Raw genomic sequence first — 21638 nt, 5'->3', positions numbered from 1 at the left:
TCAGAGTTATCTGGCAGACCTTTTTTATATCCAATAAGGGGCTCATTTAGCTGTAAGCGTTAATAAAGCGGGCTATTGCTTATTTGCTGATAAAGTAGCAATGCCGCCACCGTTATAAGTTTGAATGTAGCCTGCAGCGGCTAACTCATCGTTGGCAATACCGCTTCTGCGGCCGCTGCGGCAATACAATACGATGGCTGTATCTTTGGCAATATTTTGTTTATTTAACTCTTTAAGGGCGATATTAAAGGGAATATTAATCGCGCCCTCAAGGTGACCTGCGGCAAACTCTTCAGCGGTTCTTACATCCAATATCATCGCACCCTTGTTAATTTTCTCCCACGCAATAACGGGATTCATATCTTGGGCAAGGCTTATTTTACTCACTGTTAATACCATTAAGCACATGGCAAGTAGGGTGAGGGCTTTAACAGCTTGAATAGTAAATTTATTACAATCTAATGGCTGCACTGTGGCTCCTTATTGATATATTTTTGCAATGCTATTGGGTTGCTTTTTCTGCTTCGGTTTTTAGACCGAGTTTTTTCATCACCATAGCGGCGGGACAAAAACCAGTAAAAGCACTTTGAAATAGATTAGCACCAACAAATGCTGTCAGCCAAATAAAATGGTGACTGACGGTAGCGGTAAGCACTAAAGATAACAGCACCATAAAGCCGGCAAAAGCCATAATTGATCTTTCAATAGACATAAGTAACTCCTTAAACGTTAGATTAGTTGTGGATCCCTTGGCGGTTTTTCATTACTGCGTAATACAGCACTGGGATAACGACCAAGGTTAAAATGGTTGAAATAAATATCCCGAAAATAAGGCTGATTGCTAGCCCACTAAAAATCGGGTCATCAATGATAAATAGTGCGCCAATCATGGCGGCAAAGGCCGTTAACATAATTGGTTTGGCGCGCACTGCGGCGGCGTTGATCACGGCTTGTTCAAACGGTACACCTTCGGTTGCCTGTTGATGGATAAAATCAACCAGCAAAATTGAGTTTCGCACTATGATACCGGCCAGCGCGATCATGCCTATCATTGATGGGGCGGTGAATTGCGCCCCGAGTATTGCGTGCCCTGGCATGACCCCAATAATGGTTAATGGAATGGGCGCCATAATAATCAGTGGCACGGTATAAGATTTAAATTGTGCGACTACTAATAAGTAAATCGCAATCATACCCACCGCATAAGCAATACCCATATCGCGGAAGGTTTCATAAGTTATTTTCCACTCGCCATCCCATAGTACGGCAACTTCATCTAAGCCGTCGGGCTGATTGGCAAAGTATTGGCTCATTGGGTATGCTGCTTCACCACTTTCTTGCTCATGGTTTATTTGGCCTACCATATCAAACATGCCATACAAAGGGCTGCCTGTCGGGCCTGCCATATCGGCAATGACCATGATCATGGGCACCATATTTTTATGGATAATAGTGGTATCAATGCTGGTTTGTTTAATTGAAGCCACATCAGCAAGGGTGACCATTGCTCCTGAGGCTGAAGGGATTTTTAATAACATCACCTGATGCATATCCACCTTGGCGGCTTCATCAAGCTGCAGCCTGATTGGTGTTGGCAGGTGCAAGTTGCTTTGATAAAGGTAACTGGCATCTTTGCCATCAATTGCCGCTTGAATAGTATTAACAATACTTGAGTAAGCCACCCCAGCAATTGCAGCGCGATTACGATCAATACTCACTTGCCATTTGCTTTGCTGTGCGGGTAAATAAATATCCACATCTACAACATGCTCAGTTTGCTGAAAACGGCTCATTAAATCGTTAGCCGCTTGTTCGCGCAGCGCTGTGGTTGGTGCGTAAACTTCAGCCACAATCGGTGACCATACTGGTGGCCCTGGAGGCACTTCAACAATTTTGATATTGGCATTGTAAGCGACACCAATGGCTTGTAAAGGCTCTCTCACTGACATAGCAATATCATGACTGTTTCTATCACGTTCTGACTTTTCAACCAGATTGACTTGAATATCAGCCACTTCTTGGCTTTCACGTAAAAAGTAATGTCTCACTAGGCCGTTAAAATTCATTGGCGAGTGGGTGCCTGCGTACAACTGCAAGTGTTCAACTTCTTCAACAGTCGTCAGATAAAGTCCAAGCTCTTGTAGCAGTTTTTGATTTTGCTCAAACGGCGTGCCTTCAGGTAGATCAACAATCACCTGAAACTCCGATTTATTATCAAAAGGCAGCATTTTAAGCACAACGGCTTGCATGAAGGGTAATGACACCGCGAGTGCGATTAGTAGCACAATGCCTAACGCCATAGCTTTACGCGCCTTACTGGCGTGTTCACCATCAAGAAATGGTTTCATGATGAAAGTGAAAAAGCTCAGTAATTTAGTTGAGGCTGTTTCTGTATGGGGTTGCTCATTTAGGTCACTGCTGGTGTTACCTCGGTGAGCTTTGGCATTAAGCCATTTATTACTCAGCCATGGGGTCATCACAAAAGCAATCAATAGCGAGATAAGCATGCCCATACTGGCATTGATGGGAATAGGGCTCATGTAAGGCCCCATTAAGCCAGAAACAAACGCCATTGGCAGTAATGCCGCAATAACGGTAAAGGTGGCCAAAATTGTCGGCCCGCCCACTTCATCCACAGCCTGTGGGATTAATTCTGTGAGCGGTTTATTACTCATCGCCATATGACGGTGAATGTTTTCTACCACAACAATGGCGTCATCCACTAAGATCCCAATTGAAAATATCAGTGCAAAAAGTGAAATACGGTTAAGGGTAAAGCCCCATGCCCATGAGGCAAATAATGTCAGTGCTAAGGTAATAATAATCGCGACGCCAACAATGGCTGATTCGCGGGCGCCCATAGTTAATAGCACCAATATCACCACTGCAGCGGTAGCAAAAATTAATTTAAATATCAGTGTGTTGGCTTTTTCGCCCGCGGTAGCGCCATAGTTACGGGAAACAGCGACATTGACGTTATCAGGAATAAGTAAGTTATCGAGTTTGGCAACTTTATCTGTAATTAAATTGGCAATATCTACCGCGTTTTCACCGGCTTGCTTACCAATAGCAATGGTTACAGCAGGGAATTGACCTTGCTGATTAGCATGCCAGACCTGCTGCTTTTGAATATCGCTTTTTAAGGTGATATCAGCAACATCGGCTAAATAAACCACCTTGGCGCTGGCAGGCTCAGTGATTGAGTTATTAGCGGGTATTACTTTGATAACCAGGTTTTTAAGATCGTCAACTGAGTCTAAAAACTGTCCAGTTTGAACCTTAATCTCTTGATTATTTTGGGTTAATGAACCTGTTGTTGAGACGGAATTATTACTGTTTAGCACTTGCTCAATTTGTTCAATCGTGATCCCAAAACTGTTTAGCTTACTAGGATCTAAGCGAACATTGGCAATAAGCTCATGCCTACCTTGAGAATATATCTCACGGGTGCCTGGGATACGTTTTAGTTCAGTTTCTAGTACCGTAGCGACTTTAGTGAGTTGCTCAGGGTTCATGGTGGGATCATCTGACCATAAGGTGAGACCAAAAATAGGTACGTCATCAATACCGCGAGGTTTTATCAGCGGCTCACCAATGCCTGCAGCTTGATTGAATTTATCAAGGTTGGAATAAATTTTATTGTATAAATCGACAACAGCTTGTTCTCGAGGAATGCCCACTTTGAAGATGGCAATGATTAAGGCGCCGTCAGGCTGTGAGAATGAGTAAAGGGTATCAACACCTTTAATTTCTGAAATAATTTTTTCGGCAGGTAAGGTAACCTGATTAGCGACTTGCGTAGGACTTGCACCTGGATAGGGGATAAACACATCAGCAAAGGTGACATCAATTTGCGGCTCTTCTTCTTTAGGGGTTATGAGTACCGCAAATAAGCCGAGTAGTAATGCCAAAATAGCCAGTAAAGGGGTGATAGCACTGGTTTGAAAGTTCTTAGCAATGGTGCCAGAAATACCTAAACGAGGTTCTGAATTAGCCATGAACTACTCCTTACTTTGGTTAGCTGCGCGCAGTAACACGTAGCGACTGGCGTTAAGGATAATTTCATCACCTTTATCAAGACCTGATAACACTTCAACAGTTTGCTGTTGCTTGTCAATTTTTCCGAGGCGAATTTGTGTTAACAAGGTGTGCTGACCCACTTTTCGATACACGCCATCCAGATCATTGACCTGATAAAGGGCACTTAAGGGAATAACGACCACGTTGCTGGTTTTAACGGGTACCGCGATTTTAACCCATTGGCCGGTGAGAGCTTGAGGGTGACTAAAATTAACTCTTACTTGATGCTGGTGACTGTTGGCATCGGCAAATTGGTAAACATTGATATGGTTACTGATAACTTTTTCACCATTAGTTAAGGTTAATTCAAGCTGTTTAGCCGCTTGCAGGTTGGCTAAGTAACGCGAGGGGACATTAAAAGTTGCGCGTAACTCTCGGGTATCAAAACCGGAAAATAATGGCTGACCATATGAAATGGTTTCACCGAGTTCAATAAAGCGTTCAGTCACTCGGCCTTCAAATGGCGCAGAAACCACAGTGTAATTTAAACTTTGTTTTGCTTTATTAAGCTGAGCTTTAGCAGCTGATACCGCTTGCTTACTGGATTTGGCATTGGCGGTTGCTTCATCCATTTGCCCTTGAGATATGGCCCCTTGAGGAAACAGCGCCGCATAACGAGTCAGTGTCGCTTGTGCTTCAAAGTTCATGGCTTCTGAACTGGCAAGCTGAGCCTCTGCCGCATTAAATTCTGCGGTCTGCTCATCACTGGTAATTTCAAGTAAAGACGCGCCCGCGGTGACCACATCATTGACATCATAATTGACCTGAATAATGCGCCCTGAGGTTTGTGCTGAAACGGTAGCGGCTTTAATCGCTTCCACTTGTCCATCAATGATTATTGATGAAACAGACTCTGTTTCAGTGACTGTTAGGGTATCAAAAGCTTTATCGGTTTTTAGTTTGTCTGTATCAGCTATAGCGCTATAGCTAACAATAGCCAGCAAAGTAGGTATTACTGCACTAAATAAAGATAAGCGTTTGTGAAAGGTTGCCATGTTCCACCTCAAAAATTTGTTTATGAGAAAATTCTAATGGACTTTAGTATTAAGCGCAATTTATTTATGAGAAAAATCTAATGAAAGTATAGCAGATATAAAAAAACCACCGATGAATCATCGATGGTTTTTTAAATTATCAACTGTTTTAATTATGAAGAAGAGGCCTTAAAAACTGAAGTTATGCCTATCCATTTTACTCAATCTGTTTAATGCAGTCTGTTTAAGTAACAGTCTGCTTAAAATGTGTAGTTGTACTGTAAAGAGTAGTAGTTAGCACCTGATTCAGTATAAGCACTAACAGGACCTACTAGCTCACTGGTTTCAATTACATGTACTTTCTCGCCAGCCACTAGGGTGTAACCGAAATCAATGCTTGATTTTTCATTGATGTGGTAGCTAAAACCTGCTGAATACCAAGTACGGTCTGAATCAGGAATAGAAAGTGATGATACTTCACCGACTACACCTTGGTCTTTGGCAATACCCGCTCTAACGGTCCATTTATCATTGATGTCGTATGTTGCACCCAAACTTAAGAACCAAGAGTTTTCCCAGTTATAATGCTTGAGGATATGGCTGTCTGTACCATTTTCACCGTCAGTAAGCTCGATGTTGTCGAAATTACTCCAGTTAGTCCACTGGGCTGTATAATGGATAGCAAATTTGTCAGTTAACTGATGAAAACCAGCAAGCTGAGCAATATCAGCTAAAGGAATATCAATTTCACCAAAGTTTTCAGCAGCAAATGGTGGGTTATAAGCAATATCACCTGAAGCCTTCATGTTCGGGCTTTTACGATAGCTTAAGCCGATTCTGTTATTTTCATTAATTTCATAAGCAAGACCGAAAATGGCGCCAAAGCCCCAGCCATCAGCATCAATATCAACAAGGTTTAGTGGTATTTCACCAAAAACAGGAACTGTAAAATCACCTTGTCGAGTTAATGTACCCATACCTTTAATGGCATCAATACCAAGGCCAAGGCTTAGTGAATCATTGATACGATATGACACACTGGCATTGAAGTTAATGGTAGTCACTTCAGTGTTACCCAATAAATCGATTGGAGTATTAAAGTCGTGACCTGAATTTAGCGGGGCTAAATCAGTGCCTGTACCATAGTTACTAAATGCAGCAACACCAAAAGCCCATTTGTCATTAATTGGGTTGATGTAATAAAAACTTGGGATAGGCTTACCTTCAGCGGCATTATCCATAGCACCTAAATATTGACCATCACCAGAACCATCACCAATCATGGCATCAGTCACTTCAACATTCACATCAGCATAAGTACCAACAACCGAAATTGCTGTCTTATCAAATAATGCCATTGCCGCTGGGTTGCGAGCCAATACTGAAGCGTTATCTGCGATGATGGCATCCCCCGCCATTGCGCGGCCTAAACCGGTTGCAGACTGGCTGTTGAGTTGAAAACCCGCTGCGAATGTTTGAGTACTTGCTAAAGCTACAGCTGCTGCCAGTAGTGTCTTGTTGAATTTAGTCATAATTATTGCTCATCTTTATTGTCGCATATGCATGAATACTGCATGTGTTCATATCACTGCCACTTATATTTGAGCGCATCTTAGGTAACACAAGTAAGCTATACAACTCCGACCAGTGACTTTTGGTGTTGCATTTTTGTTAATAATTTGAGCTATTAAATATAATTGTGAGAAGGTCTTACAAACCTTTGTGGGAGTTAACGCTGTAATTTCAGTGGTTTGAGTTTGATTTTATAATGATAACTTTGTTAGGTTGCTGTAATTAAGAATTGTGACTAGGGCTGCTTTTTAGCTAACACCTGTACGCTGAGTTTAGAATCTTTACTCTAGAAATGAGCCAGCCGACTAATTGTTGTTAACGAAAAAGTCGGCAGGTGTTTACTAAGGGTTAACCTTGTAAAGCACTAAAGTGACTGGCGAAAGACCTTGAATGAGGCCACCGTCTCTGTGCTTGCAGGAAATAGCTTACTGACTAAGATACCTGCCAATGAGGCGAGCAAAAATCCAGGGACTATTTCGTACAAGTCAAAAATACCACCAGAGAGTTGTTTCCAGACCACCACGGTCACCGCTCCGACAACAATTGTTGCTACAGCGCCGTTACGACTATATTGCTGCCAAAATAGTGATAGTAATACCACAGGGCCAAATGCTGCGCCAAAGCCTGCCCATGCGTAGCTCACTAACCCTAGGACACTGCTTTCAGGATTAAGTGCAATGACTGCGGCCACAATAGCAATGGCGATAACCCCCAAACGGCCCACGAGCATTAACTCTTTATTACTCGCATCGGGTTTAATCCATTTGCGATAAAAGTCTTCAGTTATTACGCTTGAACAAACCAAAAGCTGTGAATCAATGGTGCTCATGATCGCGGATAAAATTGCTGCAATTAACAAGCCGCCAACCCATGGATTAAACGCAGCATGGGCAAGGTGAATAAATACAGTTTCAGGGTTATCTAGGGGAGTGTCGGCAAAATACAAGGTACCAGCGATACCCGTTGCCAATGCACCAATCAGAGAAATACCCATCCAGCTCATAGCAATGCGACGAGATAACTTAATGTCTTTAGCGCTGCCAATGGCCATAAAGCGAGATAGAATATGTGGCTGGCCAAAATAGCCTAAACCCCAAGCCAGTAATGACACTAAGCCGATGACTGTGGTGTTTTCACTGACAAACGACAGCATGGCAGGGTCAAGTTGCTGCAGGTTTTCTTGAGTCTCAGGTTGGCTGAAGATGGCAACAGGTACAATAAGTAAGGCCACTAACATTAAACAGCCTTGGAAAAAGTCAGTCCAACTGACGGCAAAGAAACCGCCTACAAAAGTGTAAGAAACGATGATTACTGAACCTATAATGAGTGCTAAGGTGTAATCAAGGCCAAATACTTTTTCAAATAATATTGCGCCGCCAACCATACCTGATGAGGTATAAAAGGTGAAAAAGACTAAGATGGTGACCGCAGCAACCATTTTTAATACGCCTTGGTTATCATGAAAGCGATTTTCAAAAAAGTCAGGTAATGTCAGCGAGTTGTCAGCCAGTTCAGTGTAAATACGTAAACGTTTGGCGACAAAAAGCCAGTTGAGCCAGGCACCAAATATCAGTCCAAAACCAATCCAAGCTTCACCTAAGCCGCCTAAATACACTGCACCAGGTAAGCCAAGTAATAACCAACCTGACATATCTGATGCACCAACACTTAAGGCGGTGACAGCAGGGCCCATTTTTCGGCCACCCAGAATATAGTCGTCAACGGTATCTGTTTTACGATAAGCCCAGTAGCCAATCCCCATCATTAACGCGAGGTAGCCGATAAAAGTGATTAGAATGGGGGTTTCTATGGTCATGATACTTCCGTATTTTTATTATTGTGGCGCATATGCTAGCAGATGTATGAGCCAGTGCACAATTTGGGAAGTAAATTTGATGTGATAACAAGCACTCAATAAGTTTACATTGACTGCTTATTATCTAATTGATAGGAGATGGTTACAGGTTGTGACTATAACTAGATAAAGGTTTGCTCTATTTCAGATTTAACAAACTGTAAATCAGTATCTTGCTCTGCAACTAACATCATGAATGCCCCAGCTGTTTGAAAGCCCAAGCCCTGATAGTGTTGATCTGCAAAAGCTTCTTCGGTGACCATTCTATTTTCAGCCGGGACAATAAAGAGGGTGACTTTACCGTCTTTACCTTCCATCACTAAGTGCAAGCTTTTAACTCCTTGAAAGTCACAATAGGAGGTATAAAACACTTTTCCGGGCTGTTGAATGAATTTGGCGTTTTCTAAACCGCCAATACCAGCCAGTTTAAAATTAACATCTTCAAAGCCAACATTTTGATCAACCAGCATTGATTTGGGTTCATGGTATACATGAGCGAGCGCATGCTCAGCTAAGTCAACGGGGGCAAATTTTAACATGCTAAAACTTAAACCGATGACTAATGCCACGGAGGCAGCCATAGCCATTAAATAACGAGTATGCTTTTTTTGCTCCTGATGTTTATTCAGTTGCTGACGTAATAATAATTTATCTGCTAAATCATTAGGCACATCAATATTAAGCGCATGGGTAAGCTTACTGTCTAATGTTTTTAATTCACTGACTAACTTTGCATCAGACTCAGACGCAGCAATTTGTGCCAAGAAATCTTCATCTTGGCTGTTGGGATCGTCATAGGCATGGCGACGAAATTGTAGATCATCCATTTGATTGACCTCTAACTTCAGGAGACTCTAAAGCGTCTTTTAATTGATTACGGGCACGAAATAATCGCGTCATGACGGTGTTTCTATTAAGTTCAAGCAACTCTGCAATTTCTTCACCACTAAAACCGCCAATGAGTTGCAGCAGTAATGGCTCTCGATATTCAATCTCTAATAAGCCGATCTGTTTACGTAGCCAATATTGCTCTGTTTGCTCTTCGGTAGTGGAAGACTTTTGGTCTTCAAGCAACTCTTGCTCTACATCACTGTAGTCAAACTGCTTACGTTCAAATCGACGGGCATTCTCTCGGCGCAAGATAGTGATCAGCCATGCTTTAGCGGCTTTGTCATCTTTTAAAGAGTCAAGCGCACGCCATGCACGTAAAAAGGTTTCTTGAGTGACGTCTTCAGCAACATGTTTATCGCCGATAAGCCAATAGGCATATCGGAAGATATCTGCGTGAAGTGCCCGGACGAGGCTGTCGTATCGTCGTTGTTTAGTTAACATGTCAGATATGACCGTGGGTTCGGACTTTTTATTTCGCAAGCTATCAAACATTTTTATCTTTTTGTTAAAAATATTATGTTCGATAGCTTAAAAGGTTACTGATGAATAGCAAGTATAATTATGCTTGCTATTCAATCAGTTTATTCGTTAAGGGTTTAACGAACTCAGCGCAGATGGGGAGTTTACTGCAGAATTATGACTGTAACTCTCAATGGCTTTTAATAAAGCCGCTTTATCAACAAATGTTGAAGATTGGCTGTATTTAGCCTGCTGTAATTGATGAGTTGCTTGAGCTAGCGCAGTTGATAACTGGCTAATATCAGCCAAGTTCATTGGTTTGTTTAGTAATGTAGAAAAATGCTGCTGCAGTAATGTAATGACTTGAGATACATCATTTTTATCACAGGCGAGGCTGATGTCTTTGATGCTCACTCGAGCAGAGGAGGACTGAACATCAACATTTTCAGAGGTAACTGTTAGCGACTTTTGCTTACGGGCGTTTAACCACAGGGCGATTGTGATAAGCCATAATGAGGCAAATAGCAGTGTTAACCAAGGCCAAAAACCAGGATTATTGCTGGGCTGTGTAACCTCAGGTGTAATTGGCGTTGGTGCTTGTTCTGGATTAGCCGCAATGGTCACTGTTCTTGCTGGAATGGTGGTAAATTGCTGCTGGCGTAGCTGCGAGTTCCACCACGGAATTGTAATTTCAGGAAGGGTAAATGTTCCAGCTTTGGTTGGCACGATAGCCGTGGTAAGGCTGTACTGGGCCACTACATGGTTTTCTCTAAGTACAGTTTGTCTAACTGGTTTTTCTGGATATGATTTCAGCGCACTTGGCATAGCTAATTCAATGTCAGGCAGGCTATTACTGTCAGCATTAGATGCGATGATATTAATAGTGCGGGTGATTGGGCTACCCACTTCAAATTCACTGCTGTCTTCAGGCCATACTTCTTTAGCGATTAATAAATCACTGACGAGCCAATCACCTTGATAGCTGTCAGGTATGGGTTTAATTATGATTTCAGTATCTTCAGCAGCAGCTTGCATCGGACGGCTTTCATTAAAGCCAAACATGCCGCCACGTCGTGGTGCTTCAACTAAAATATCACCTGAAAAACTCGCACCTTTAATGGCGAGTTTACCTGGAGTATCGGCAATCATGGCATAGGTTCGCTCAATTACGCGAAAACGGCGGCCATTAACCACTTCAACACTGTCTTGATCTTCGCCAAGCTGCTTGATCTCAGCACCTGATATTTCTGGGGCGCTAATGACACCACGCTGTAATTCAGCAGCTAAAAATAGCTTAACTTTATAGGTAATTAATTGGCCCACATAAGCTTCTTGAGTGCTAACTTCGCCTTCCACAAACAAATTGCGCATTTGCTGAGGCTGGGAGCCAGCATCTAAAACCGTTAACTCGATGGGATTAGATTGAATACCTTCCATAGTAAAGGCAGGAATAGTCACAGTGCCGCTATTTTTAGCCGATAATAATACTTGCCAGCGGGTTTCTTTACTGGAGTTGAAGTTAACGATTTGCGTGCTTCGTCCCACGCTAGTGCGGCCGACAACAAAGTCTTTTAGCAATATTGAGGTGTCTAATGAGCCTGCATTAACATCATCATCTGCGGTGACGTTTAATACAAAATACTCACCTTGCATGACGGGGTTACGGTCCACCGTTGCTTGAATGTTAGTGACCGCGAGTGCTTGCCCTGTAAAAAGAATAGCGACTAGGGCTAAAATGATTCTGTTTACCACTGTTGTTTATCCTTAGGAAGTTGGCCGTTTTGACGACGCTTTTGATATTCCAATAGCATTTTGTTTCTAATTAATACTTGTGGATCTTCACTGACTGCGCGAAGTGCTCTTTCTAAATCTGCTGGCAGCGGCTCTTCAGATAAAGCCGATGAGGCCACTGGTGTGCCAGACTCAGATTCTGGCTGTTGTTCTGATGTTTCAGCAGCTTGAGCTTGTTGTTGAGTCTTGTCTTGTTGCTCAGCAGTTTCAGGCTCAGCTTGAGCTTGGTTATCTTGACTGTTAGCTTGCATTTCAGCTTCATTATTATCGGCTTGTTGCTCATTTTGTTGAGATGAAGCTGATGAACTTTCGTCAGTCTCATTGGGGCTGTCATCTTGTTGAGAGTCACTAGATTGCTGATCCTGCTGAGAATCATTCGCAGATTGATCTTCTTGTGACGGGTCATTTTGAGACTGCTGCTGTTGAGATTGCTCAGAGCTAGACTCATCACTTTGAGATTGATCTTGCTGTGATTGATCTCCTTGAGATTGATCATTTGATGACTGCTCATCATTTGGCTTCTGGTCAGATGATTGGTTGTCATCACTTTGCTGATCCTGCTCCGACTGTTGCTCTTGTTGCTGCTTCATTTGCTCAGCCAAAGCGAGGTTTTTCTCGGCCTGAGGGAAATCTGCTTGTTGAGTTAATGCTTGCTTATAACGCTTTATCGCCTCATCAATTTTATTCAGCTGCAGTAAACTATTGGCTTGATTATATAAACCATTGGCAGAGTCATCTTGCTCAAAACCGCTTAAGGCATTTTCATAGTCACCAGCCTTATATTGGGCGCTAGCTTGCCATTGAGGCTGGTCAAATTGCTCGGCAGCTTTAGAATAGTCTTCTGCTGATTGAGCCTGATTAAATTGCTCTGAGGCTTGTTGATCGGCGGTTTGCCATAAATCATCCCAGCTATTAGCTGAAGCAGGAGTTGGCTGCATCAATAAGCCTAGCGTGAGGACACTCACCATAGGCAGTACTGTAAACCTAAAACTCAGCAGTACTGGAATAATCAACAGGAGGGCAATATAAGGGCCTAAATCTTGCCAAGCTTCACCTTCAAGTTCGGTGGCTTTTGCATTACCATCATTAGCAAGCCATGCTTCGAGTTGGCCCAGTGCAGCGCCGTCTGCCCGTGCTGGTAACATTAAACCGCCAGTGGGAGTAACCAATTTATCAAGCAATGAAAAGTCAGTTTTATCAACCACGATCTCACCGGCATTATCGCGCATGAGCTGACCATCTGGCAGCTGTATTGCTGCGCCTTGTTGGCTACCAAATGCCATCACCGATACTCGATATCGACTGCCATCCAGCGCTTTTGCTGCCTGCGCATATTGGGCTGCATTAACACCATCGGTCATCACAATAATATCACCGCTGATATGCCCGCCTTGACCTAATAACTGTTGGGCAAGGGTAAGGGCGGCGGCTAAATCTGAGCCTCTAACGGGCATAATGTCCGGGCTTAAGGTTGGGAGCAGATTTAATAGGGTAGAGCTATCACGGGTTAACGGACTAATAGTAAATGCATCTCCCGCAAAAGCGATTAACCCAGTTTCACCTTCTTTTAAATTGGTTAAAAAATCGGTGGCTCGATATTTGGCCTGGGATAGTCGATTAGGTTTTTGATCGGTTGCATACATGGATAAAGACATATCCATTACCAGTACACGCCCTTGCTCGCTAGCGAACACAGGTAGGCTTTGTTTATTCACGGCAGGGCCCGATATGGCCACAACCGCAATAAACCAACACAGCATTAATAACCATTTGGGTTGTTTTTTGATGTGTGCAGACTCACTGATCAAGGTGCTAGCAAGGTGAGGGGCAATATAGTGTTGCCATGCAGAGTTATTTTTACTCTGGCGCCACAAAAATAGTCCAATAATGGTTAATGGAATTAAGGCCAATAGCCATTCAAGGCGGATAAAATGCAAACTCATTATTTATCCTCCTTGTAAAAGGCTGAAGTCAGATTTTTAGGTAAATTCATTTGACTACGTAGACTAATACTTAAACTGATTAATAACGCTAACAACAATGGCCAGTAAAATAACTCGCTTTGGGGGCGGTAGGTTAATTGGTCGCGACTGACTGGCTCTAATTCATCAATTTTTTGATAAATTTCTTCTAGCTCTTCGCTATTACGGGCTCTAAAGTAATGACCATTGGTCATTTCTGCAAGCTGTTGTAATTGCGCTTCATCAAGATCTGCTGACGGGTTTACTTTTTCAGTGCCGAAAATACTGCGTCTTTCCAGTATTTCAGCGCCAACACCGACGGTATAAATAGTGACATTGCGCTCTGCAGCGATGCGAGCTGCCACTTCAGGTTCTATGTTACCTGCGTTATTTGAACCATCGGTGAGTAAAATGAGCACTCGGTTACTGTCGTTAACGTTATCAAAGCGTCTCACTGCCAATGCAATTGATTCACCAATGGCGGTTTGTTTGCCCACTAGGCCAATTTGACTATCGGCGAGAAACTTTGCCACCGAGCGTCTATCTTGGGTCAGTGGCGCTTGTAAATAGGCGTGATCGGCAAATAAAATTAACCCAAGGCGATCGCCATTACGGCGTTCGATAAAGTCGCCAATCACATGTTTAATAAGGGTCAATCTATCAACCGTTTTGCCTTCAACAACCATGTCTTCAATTTGCATACTGCCGGATAAATCTACTGCCAGCATTAAGTCGCGCCCTTCAGATGGCAGCTCTATAGGCTCGCCTAACCATTGGGGCCTGACAAGTGCGCACAATAAACATGCCCACATTAACCAATACAATTTACGGGATGGTTTGTCAGCATGGCTTGATATGACCTGATCAGCATTGGCTATACCTGGAAGCTGCAGGTGACCGCCATTATTTTTTGAAACGCGCTTTGGTTTTAACAGCCAAGGTAATGGCAATAAAAGCAATAACCACGGCCATGCTATTGAGAACATGATGCCTCCTGTGGACTATTTGCTTGCGTATTTGCGCTGTTAGCGATGCTTTTGATGGCATTAAGGGGCGCAAAGCGAGCTTTTTTAGTTAACCAAGACTTGGCTAACTTAAATAACTGCTGCTTTTCAGCTGCATTTAAGCCACAAGCTTGATAACGCTTGGCTAATAACAAGCCAATTTGACCTTGCTCTGCTTGCGGTAACCTTAGCTCAAGCCATTTGAACCATTGGTCGCCATCAAGTTGTGCAAAATCCTGTCTGGGTAAATAACTCAAGGCAGTTCGTTTTAGTAAGCTATTAATCTGGCTTGGGTATTGACTGTCATTTATATCAAGTTGCTGTAGTTGCGCTAATGCGGCCTTTCTCGGGGCGTGATATTTGGCACGTTTTCGCAGCTTGATGAAAGTGATGACACCAGCCGCGATAATGATAATCGCCACTAGCCAATAACCGGGGGCAATGGGCAATTGTGATATTGGCTGCGGCAGCACGATATCTTCCATTTGCATTAATGCGGGATTGATTTGAGGAGCATTCATCTAACGTAATAGTTCCAATTGATCGCTAAGACTCTTACCTGCATCGATAAAGCGGGTTTGAACTTTGAGCATTTTCATTAATTCAATAAACTGTTGTTGACGAGCTAACTGTTCATTTAACCACACATCGTAGCTATGGCGAGTTAAGGTAAGTTGTTGCTTACCATCACGTACAGGCAGTGAAAATCGCTTTGGTAACGCTAAAGTGCCTTGTCGTAATGGGTCTGTAATAATAAAGGCACCCACATCACAATGGCGTTTAAGCTCGGTGAGTGCCGCTAAACATTCTTGGCTAAAGTGCTGGCCATCAGTAATTATCCATACCAGTGAGCCGGGTTTAGCGATGCGTTGCAATCGCTGGCAAGCCCGTAAAATATGCTGGGGATCTTGGGGTAATTCATCAAAGTGATTTAACTGGTTTTGATGCACTTTGATTAATGCTGATGTGAGCTGCAAAATACCTTGTCGGCGACTGCGGGGTTTTAACTCCACATGTTCGGTTTCACTGGCAATCAATGCCCCCAAACGGTCACCGTGGTTAATGGCGTTCCAGCCAAGTGTTGCTGCGACATGGGCGGCTTGCAGAGACTGTAAAAGCAAACTCGAGCCAAAAAATAAGCTATGACTTAGATCGACCAGCAAGATAATAGGGCGTTCACGTTCTTCAATAAATAATTTGGTGTGGGCCTTGCCAGTTCTGGCCGTAACGCGCCAGTCTATGGTGCGCACATCATCACCATTTTGATAATGTCGCACTTCGGCAAATTCCATTCCACGCCCTTTTATGAGGCTGCTTCTATGGCCTGCAAGGCTGGCTTTTGCGCGGCTACGTTTCTCAGGCATCGCACGGGCAATACTCTGGCAACTTATTAGCTCTTGCTCATTAAGGTTGACGCCATTACTAAATAGCGGCAACTCTTTTTCAATTGACATAGCGGTTACTGACATAGTGGCTATAACTCAACATTAAGGTACAGCCACTTGGCTTAAAATATGATTTATGACGTGATCTGCACTAATGCCTTCTGCCTGTGCCTGATAACTCAACAGTAGACGGTGGCGTAAAACATTAGGCGCCACAGCTTGAATATCTTCAGGTGAGACAAAATCGCGTTGATGTAACCAGGCTCTGGCTCGCGCGCAGCGCTCTAATGAAATTGAAGCGCGGGGACTCACGCCGTATTCAAGCCACTTGGCTAGTTCTGGGCTATAACGCTCTGGCTGACGAGTGGCCATAATAATTTCTACGATATAGCTTTCAAGGGGCTCAGCTAAGTACAGTTCCATCGCTTGTTCACGGGCAGAAAATACATCTGCTTGTACCACAGGCTCGATGGTCGGTAACTGATGAGTCAGTGCTTCGTTACGAGACTGACGCAAAATCTGACGCTCGGTATCGGCACTTGGGTAATCTAAATTTAAGTGCATTAAGAAGCGATCTAATTGCGCTTCAGGTAGCGGGTAAGTCCCTTCGTTTTCAAGTGGGTTTTGGGTTGCCATCACTAAAAAGAGTTTTGGCAGCGGGTAACTGTGTTTACCTACGGTCACTTGTCCTTCAGCCATGGCTTCAAGTAAAGCGGATTGTACCTTCGCTGGAGCGCGGTTAATTTCATCGGCAAGGATTAAGTTATGGAAAATCGGCCCCGCTTCAAATTCAAAGGTACCCGTTTGAGCGCGATAGATATCGGTGCCGGTTAAGTCCGCTGGTAATAAATCAGGCGTGAACTGGATGCGATGAAAGTCGCCTTCAACGCCATCACATAATGCTTTTACTGCACGGGTTTTGGCTAAACCTGGAGGGCCTTCAACCAGTAAATGACCATCGGCAATAAGTGCGATGAGCATATTTTCAGTTAAAACCGGTTGTCCCAAAATGACATTATCTAAATAAGCGCGTAAAGAATGAAATCGACTCAAAGGCATGATGATACTCAAATTTATTGTCTAAAAAACGTTATCTAATTCACTCTATGTTAATGAATTTTATTGGCCTTTGGCTAGTAGCATTAACAGAATTTCATTTTTATTTATTCGTGGTGTTCATTAGCTGCAACTAAAGGTGCGTTAGCTAGCTTTAATCGATACTTAAATATATTAATAAAGCTAATGCTCTAAAGTTTAACCTTCTGTATTTAATATATAAATCACAATCGGGTTGTTAATTTTGTTGGAAATTGTCAGGTTATTTTCATACGGGTGTTTTAAACTTGCTAATTAAAAGTTAGAATCAGATCACACTTTTATGGTCAGACCAGATAACGCTGACAAAATGGATTTTCACTGAAAAGCCTATAAAGGCTAAACAATTAAAAGAGGGTGAACAATGAGTGATAGACAACAAGTAACCAATGCCCGCGGCGAGCGCATTGCAATTGTAGCGGGTTTACGAACGCCTTTTGCCAAACAAGCCACCGCATTTCATGGCGTTTCAGCTTTAGATATGGGCAAAATGGTGGTTAATGAATTGCTTTCTCGCTCAGAGTTAGACCCAAAAACCATTGAGCAATTAGTTTATGGTCAAGTTGTGCAAATGCCTGCTGCGCCAAATATTGCTCGTGAAATCGTATTAGGCACTGGCATGGATGTATCAACGGATGCTTACAGTGTCACTCGTGCTTGTGCGACAAGTTTTCAATCGGCAGTGAATGTGGCTGAGTCAATCATGACTGGTAATGTTGAAATTGGTATTGCTGGCGGCGCAGATTCATCTTCTGTTTTACCGATTGGCGTGTCAAAAAAGCTGGCTCATGCGCTAGTGGACTTAAATAAGGCCCGTACCTTTAAACAAAAATTCGCCATTGCACGTCGTTTGGGTTTAAAAGACTTAATGCCGGTACCGCCAGCGGTTGCAGAATATTCTACCGGTTTGTCAATGGGGCAAACGGCTGAGCAAATGGCTAAGACCTATTCAATTAGCCGCGCCGATCAAGATGCACTGGCTCATCGCTCACATACTCTGGCAACAGAAACTTGGAACTCAGGTAATTTACGCGATGAAGTGATGACGGCTCATGTGCCTCCTTATAAGCAGTTTATTGATCGTGATAACAACATTCGTGAAAACTCAGTTTTAGAGTCTTACGCTAAATTACGTCCAGCTTTTGATCGCAAACATGGTTCAGTTACCGCAGCCAACAGTACGCCGCTAACTGATGGCGCATCAGCAATTATCTTAATGAGTGAAGGCCGTGCCAAAGCATTAGGTTATCAGCCTATTGGTTACATTAAGAGCTATGCCTTTACTGCCATTGATGTTTGGCAAGATATGTTAATGGGGCCATCTTATGCTACGCCGCTAGCACTAAAGCGTGCTGGTATGCAGTTAGAAGATTTAACCTTAATTGAAATGCATGAAGCATTTGCAGCGCAAACCTTAGCCAACATGCAAATGTTTGGCTCTAAAAAGTTTGCTGCAGAAAAGTTAGGCCAAAATCGTGCGATTGGTGAAATCGATATGAGTAAATTTAACGTACTAGGTGGTTCATTAGCTTATGGGCATCCATTTGCGGCTACGGGTACGCGTTTGATCACTCAAGTATGTCGTGAACTTAAACGCCGTGGTGGTGGAACCGGTTTAGCCACAGCCTGCGCAGCAGGTGGTCTTGGCGCTGCAATGATAGTAGAAGTGGAGTAATTCTGATGGAAAAGACATTTAATTTACAACGCCGTGAAGACGGTATTGCGGTTTTGACTATGGATGTTCCTGGTGAAACCATGAACACCTTAAAAGCAGAATTTGGCCCAGAAATTAGTGACATTCTTACCGAGATAAAAACTGACGCTAGCATTAAAGGTTTAGTGATTATTTCAGGAAAATCTGACTCTTTTGTTGCTGGCGCTGACATCACCATGTTAGATGCCTGTACCAGTGTTGCTGCTGCCAAAGAACTATCACAACAAGGGCATGTGGTATTTAATGAATTAGAAAACCTCACTATACCGGTTGTTGCTGCTATTAACGGTGCCTGCTTAGGTGGTGGATTAGAGCTAGCGCTAGCGTGTCATTTGCGTGTGTGCAGCGACAGTAAGAAAACTATTATGGGTGTGCCTGAAGTTCAACTTGGGTTATTACCAGGTGGCGGGGGAACCCAACGTTTACCAAGAAAAGTCGGTATTACTACAGCGCTCGATATGATGCTAACAGGTAAGCAGCTGCGTCCGAAACAAGCACTGAAAATAGCCTTGGTTGATGACGTTGTTCCAGAGTCTATTTTGCTTGAGACTGCAGTTGCCATGGCAAAAAAAGGCAAGTCTGCTGCTAAAGTGGTTAAAAAGTCTGCTTTAAACAAGTTGCTTGAATCAACCAGTACGACTCGTGACATTATTTTTGATCAAGCCGCTAAACAAGTGATGAAGAAAACCCAGGGTAATTATCCAGCTCCTGCTAAAATCATTGATTGTGTTAAGCAGGGTATGAATAAAGGCATGATCAAAGGCTTAGAAGTTGAAGCAAGTCATTTTGCTGAACTTATTATGTCACCAGAGTCAGAAGCGCTTCGTAGTATATTCCTTGCAACCACAGAAATGAAAAAAGAAACCGGTGCAGAAGGGGGCAAACCTCGCAAAGTGAACAAGGCACTGGTTATTGGTGGTGGCTTAATGGGTGGCGGAATAGCCTCTGTGACGACAACCAAAGCTAAAATTCCTGCTCGTGTTAAAGATATCAATGAAACCGGCTTAAGTAATGCGTTGGCTTATGCTTATAAGTTGTTAGCCAAAGGCGTTAAGCGCCGTCATATGACTCCGGCAGTTAGAGATAATCTAATGGCGTTAATGACGACAACCACTGAATATAGCGGCGTAAAAGATGCTGATATCGTAGTAGAAGCAGTATTTGAAGATTTAGCATTAAAACATCAAATGGTGAAAGATGTAGAACGTGAATGTCATGAAAATACTATCTTTGCATCTAACACATCTTCATTACCAATCAGCCAAATAGCCGAAGCGGCCAGTCGACCTGAAAATGTGATTGGTCTGCATTATTTCTCGCCAGTTGAGAAAATGCCGTTAGTGGAAGTGATTGCGCACAAGAAAACCTCCCCAGAAACCATTGCTACGACAGTGGCCTTTGCTCGTAAGCAAGGTAAGACACCGATTGTTGTTCAAGACGGAGCCGGTTTTTATGTAAATCGTATTTTAGCCTTATACATGAATGAAGCTGCGCAAGTGCTTCTTGAAGGGCAAAAAATTGAATTTTTAGATAAAGCGTTAGTTAAGTTTGGTTTCCCTGTAGGACCTATTACTTTGCTAGACGAGGTAGGTATTGATGTTGGTGCTAAGATCGCGCCGATCTTAACTAAAGAACTGGGTGAGCGCTTTGAAGCTCCAAATGCATTTGATAAGTTACTTGCAGATGACCGTAAAGGCCGTAAAAACGGCAAAGGTTTTTACCAATACGGCAACAAGAAAAACAAAGCTAAGCTAGTGGATGAAAGTGTATATCAAGTACTAGGCATTAATAATCAGTTAAGTGGTAGTGAAAGCGATATTGCTATGCGTTGTGTTGTGCAGATGCTAAACGAAGCTGTTCGTTGTTTAGATGAAGGCATTATTGCCAATGCAAGAGACGGTGATATCGGTGCTATTTTTGGAATTGGTTTTCCGCCATTCTTAGGCGGTCCTTTCCGTTATATGGATACCATGGGGATCAATAATCTAGTGTCAAAATTACGTCAGTATCAGCAATTACATGGCGAAAGATTTGCCCCTTGTGAAAGATTAGTCAAAATGGCTGATGAGGGAGCGAGTTTTTATTAGTCTAAACTAAGACTTTAAGGATTACACATTTAACAAAGCGGCAACATGATGCCGCTTTTTCATTCTAAAGTGGCAGAGATTTGCCTGTTTTATGTACGCTGCGGAATATTTTGACTGTGGCTCAATTAAAAATCCCCATAGCTTTGAGTATTTGGCTTGGTTATAATGTGACCAAAGCTAGCATTGAACACAAAAACTTAATGCTACAAGCTTAAGAAATGATGTTAACTGAATGAATTGTAGAGGTTTCAGTGGTATTTCTAGTGTTTATTATTTCAATCTTATCGGCGATTTATCTTGGCAATTGTGCTTTTGCTCAAGGTATGGCAGTAAAAAGATGGTCATTTGCCGGTTTGTTGATGGGCCCTCTGGCTTACCCATTGTTCAACAGTCATAAATATTTATTAACCCGTAAACTAGCGGTTAGTAATGAACAGCAACAATACTTTTAGCAAACTCCGCGTATTAAAAAGGGAGCTAATGCTCCCTTTTTCTTTGCCTGTAAAATATCACTACAAGACTTAGTTCCACCATGCTTTAGCTGGGATGACCTCTAGATGCTCAAGGCCTTCAGGTAATTTAACTTTCTTACGTTGCGGCTGTGCAATTCCTAGTGCTTTTAATAAAGAGTTAAACATAATTTTATCTCCTTAAGCGATGCTTGAATTGGTGTATTTAATGTATGGGTTATGCGCTAATTCAGTGGTCGCTTCAGAGTACTTAATATAAGGGCTGTGCGCTAATTCAGTTGTCGCTTCAGAGTACTTAAT

Annotated in this window: 17 protein-coding genes; 3 read left to right on the top strand and 14 right to left on the bottom strand. The window is 42.8% G+C overall.

Annotation, left to right across the window (positions count from 1 at the left end; all coding sequences use genetic code 11):
• Positions 1-72: 72 nt before the first annotated feature.
• From BCU94_RS04280 to BCU94_RS04215, 14 genes are all read right to left on the bottom strand, one after another.
• Entirely contained in the window at positions 73-408 is a 336-nt protein-coding gene (locus BCU94_RS04280) for a rhodanese-like domain-containing protein (protein WP_102475769.1), read from the bottom strand.
• 94 nt (positions 409-502) lie between these two features.
• Positions 503-712: a DUF2892 domain-containing protein gene (locus BCU94_RS04275; protein ID WP_102437507.1), complete on the bottom strand. Its 210-nt coding sequence runs from the start codon at positions 710-712 to the stop codon at positions 503-505.
• Between the two features lie 22 nt (positions 713-734).
• Entirely contained in the window at positions 735-3998 is a 3264-nt protein-coding gene (locus BCU94_RS04270; RefSeq protein ID WP_102475699.1) for an efflux RND transporter permease subunit, read from the bottom strand.
• A gap of 3 nt (positions 3999-4001) precedes the next feature.
• Positions 4002-5075 (bottom strand): efflux RND transporter periplasmic adaptor subunit, encoded by a 1074-nt coding sequence (locus tag BCU94_RS04265; protein ID WP_102475698.1) that lies wholly within the window; start codon positions 5073-5075, stop codon positions 4002-4004.
• 239 nt (positions 5076-5314) lie between these two features.
• A complete protein-coding gene (locus BCU94_RS04260; RefSeq protein ID WP_102475697.1) occupies positions 5315-6586 on the bottom strand; it encodes an outer membrane protein transport protein in 1272 nt (423 codons plus the stop codon).
• 404 nt (positions 6587-6990) lie between these two features.
• Positions 6991-8442, bottom strand: a complete 1452-nt coding sequence (gene putP, locus BCU94_RS04255) for a sodium/proline symporter PutP (protein WP_102475696.1) — start codon at positions 8440-8442, stop codon at positions 6991-6993.
• Between the two features lie 161 nt (positions 8443-8603).
• Positions 8604-9308 (bottom strand): DUF3379 domain-containing protein, encoded by a 705-nt coding sequence (locus tag BCU94_RS04250; protein WP_102475695.1) that lies wholly within the window; start codon positions 9306-9308, stop codon positions 8604-8606.
• Positions 9301-9864: a sigma-70 family RNA polymerase sigma factor gene (locus BCU94_RS04245; protein WP_102437495.1), complete on the bottom strand. Its 564-nt coding sequence runs from the start codon at positions 9862-9864 to the stop codon at positions 9301-9303. Before BCU94_RS04245 ends, BCU94_RS04250 begins: the two co-directional genes overlap by 8 nt.
• A gap of 96 nt (positions 9865-9960) precedes the next feature.
• On the bottom strand, positions 9961-11583 hold the full coding sequence (locus BCU94_RS04240) for a BatD family protein (RefSeq protein WP_102475694.1): 1623 nt from the start codon (positions 11581-11583) through the stop codon (positions 9961-9963).
• Positions 11577-13565: a VWA domain-containing protein gene (locus BCU94_RS04235; RefSeq protein WP_102475693.1), complete on the bottom strand. Its 1989-nt coding sequence runs from the start codon at positions 13563-13565 to the stop codon at positions 11577-11579. The genes BCU94_RS04240 and BCU94_RS04235 overlap by 7 nt, the downstream gene beginning before the upstream one ends.
• Positions 13565-14569 (bottom strand): VWA domain-containing protein, encoded by a 1005-nt coding sequence (locus tag BCU94_RS04230; RefSeq protein WP_102475692.1) that lies wholly within the window; start codon positions 14567-14569, stop codon positions 13565-13567. The genes BCU94_RS04235 and BCU94_RS04230 overlap by 1 nt, the downstream gene beginning before the upstream one ends.
• On the bottom strand, positions 14557-15108 hold the full coding sequence (locus BCU94_RS04225) for a DUF4381 domain-containing protein (RefSeq protein ID WP_102475691.1): 552 nt from the start codon (positions 15106-15108) through the stop codon (positions 14557-14559). The genes BCU94_RS04230 and BCU94_RS04225 overlap by 13 nt, the downstream gene beginning before the upstream one ends.
• Entirely contained in the window at positions 15109-16056 is a 948-nt protein-coding gene (locus tag BCU94_RS04220; RefSeq protein WP_241904013.1) for a DUF58 domain-containing protein, read from the bottom strand. It lies immediately after the preceding gene.
• A gap of 18 nt (positions 16057-16074) precedes the next feature.
• On the bottom strand, positions 16075-17031 hold the full coding sequence (locus tag BCU94_RS04215) for a MoxR family ATPase (RefSeq protein ID WP_102437486.1): 957 nt from the start codon (positions 17029-17031) through the stop codon (positions 16075-16077).
• A gap of 400 nt (positions 17032-17431) precedes the next feature.
• Between BCU94_RS04215 and fadI the strand changes: the two genes are divergently transcribed.
• From fadI to BCU94_RS04200, 3 genes are all read left to right on the top strand, one after another.
• Positions 17432-18742 (top strand): acetyl-CoA C-acyltransferase FadI, encoded by a 1311-nt coding sequence (gene fadI, locus BCU94_RS04210; RefSeq protein ID WP_076537168.1) that lies wholly within the window; start codon positions 17432-17434, stop codon positions 18740-18742.
• 5 nt (positions 18743-18747) lie between these two features.
• Complete coding sequence (fadJ, locus tag BCU94_RS04205; RefSeq protein ID WP_102475690.1) at positions 18748-20868, top strand: fatty acid oxidation complex subunit alpha FadJ; 2121 nt, start codon at positions 18748-18750, stop codon at positions 20866-20868.
• A gap of 263 nt (positions 20869-21131) precedes the next feature.
• The gene (locus BCU94_RS04200; RefSeq protein WP_241901111.1) at positions 21132-21320 is read left to right on the top strand and encodes a hypothetical protein; all 189 of its coding nucleotides are present in this window, start codon (positions 21132-21134) and stop codon (positions 21318-21320) included.
• Positions 21321-21638: the final 318 nt, after the last annotated feature.

This window comes from Shewanella sp. 10N.286.52.C2 (assembly GCF_002874545.1).
In the GTDB taxonomy this organism is placed as follows: Bacteria; Pseudomonadota; Gammaproteobacteria; order Enterobacterales; family Shewanellaceae; genus Shewanella.
Note: the sequence above shows the minus strand (reverse complement) of the source record. Positions and strands in the feature narration are given on the sequence as shown.

What these genes read in the sequence shown, in the direction of transcription:
- BCU94_RS04280 (WP_102475769.1), bottom strand. Translation starts at nt 408, where the DNA reads ATGTGCTTAATGGTATTAACAGTGAGTAAAATAAGCCTTGCCCAAGAT.
- BCU94_RS04260 (WP_102475697.1), bottom strand. Translation starts at nt 6,586, where the DNA reads ATGACTAAATTCAACAAGACACTACTGGCAGCAGCTGTAGCTTTAGCA.
- fadJ (WP_102475690.1), top strand. Translation starts at nt 18,748, where the DNA reads ATGGAAAAGACATTTAATTTACAACGCCGTGAAGACGGTATTGCGGTT.
- BCU94_RS04220 (WP_241904013.1), bottom strand. Translation starts at nt 16,056, where the DNA reads ATGTCAGTAACCGCTATGTCAATTGAAAAAGAGTTGCCGCTATTTAGT.
- BCU94_RS04225 (WP_102475691.1), bottom strand. Translation starts at nt 15,108, where the DNA reads ATGAATGCTCCTCAAATCAATCCCGCATTAATGCAAATGGAAGATATC.
- BCU94_RS04230 (WP_102475692.1), bottom strand. Translation starts at nt 14,569, where the DNA reads ATGTTCTCAATAGCATGGCCGTGGTTATTGCTTTTATTGCCATTACCT.
- fadI (WP_076537168.1), top strand. Translation starts at nt 17,432, where the DNA reads ATGAGTGATAGACAACAAGTAACCAATGCCCGCGGCGAGCGCATTGCA.
- BCU94_RS04245 (WP_102437495.1), bottom strand. Translation starts at nt 9,864, where the DNA reads ATGTTTGATAGCTTGCGAAATAAAAAGTCCGAACCCACGGTCATATCT.
- BCU94_RS04270 (WP_102475699.1), bottom strand. Translation starts at nt 3,998, where the DNA reads ATGGCTAATTCAGAACCTCGTTTAGGTATTTCTGGCACCATTGCTAAG.
- BCU94_RS04275 (WP_102437507.1), bottom strand. Translation starts at nt 712, where the DNA reads ATGTCTATTGAAAGATCAATTATGGCTTTTGCCGGCTTTATGGTGCTG.
- BCU94_RS04235 (WP_102475693.1), bottom strand. Translation starts at nt 13,565, where the DNA reads ATGAGTTTGCATTTTATCCGCCTTGAATGGCTATTGGCCTTAATTCCA.
- BCU94_RS04215 (WP_102437486.1), bottom strand. Translation starts at nt 17,031, where the DNA reads ATGCCTTTGAGTCGATTTCATTCTTTACGCGCTTATTTAGATAATGTC.
- BCU94_RS04250 (WP_102475695.1), bottom strand. Translation starts at nt 9,308, where the DNA reads ATGGATGATCTACAATTTCGTCGCCATGCCTATGACGATCCCAACAGC.
- putP (WP_102475696.1), bottom strand. Translation starts at nt 8,442, where the DNA reads ATGACCATAGAAACCCCCATTCTAATCACTTTTATCGGCTACCTCGCG.
- BCU94_RS04265 (WP_102475698.1), bottom strand. Translation starts at nt 5,075, where the DNA reads ATGGCAACCTTTCACAAACGCTTATCTTTATTTAGTGCAGTAATACCT.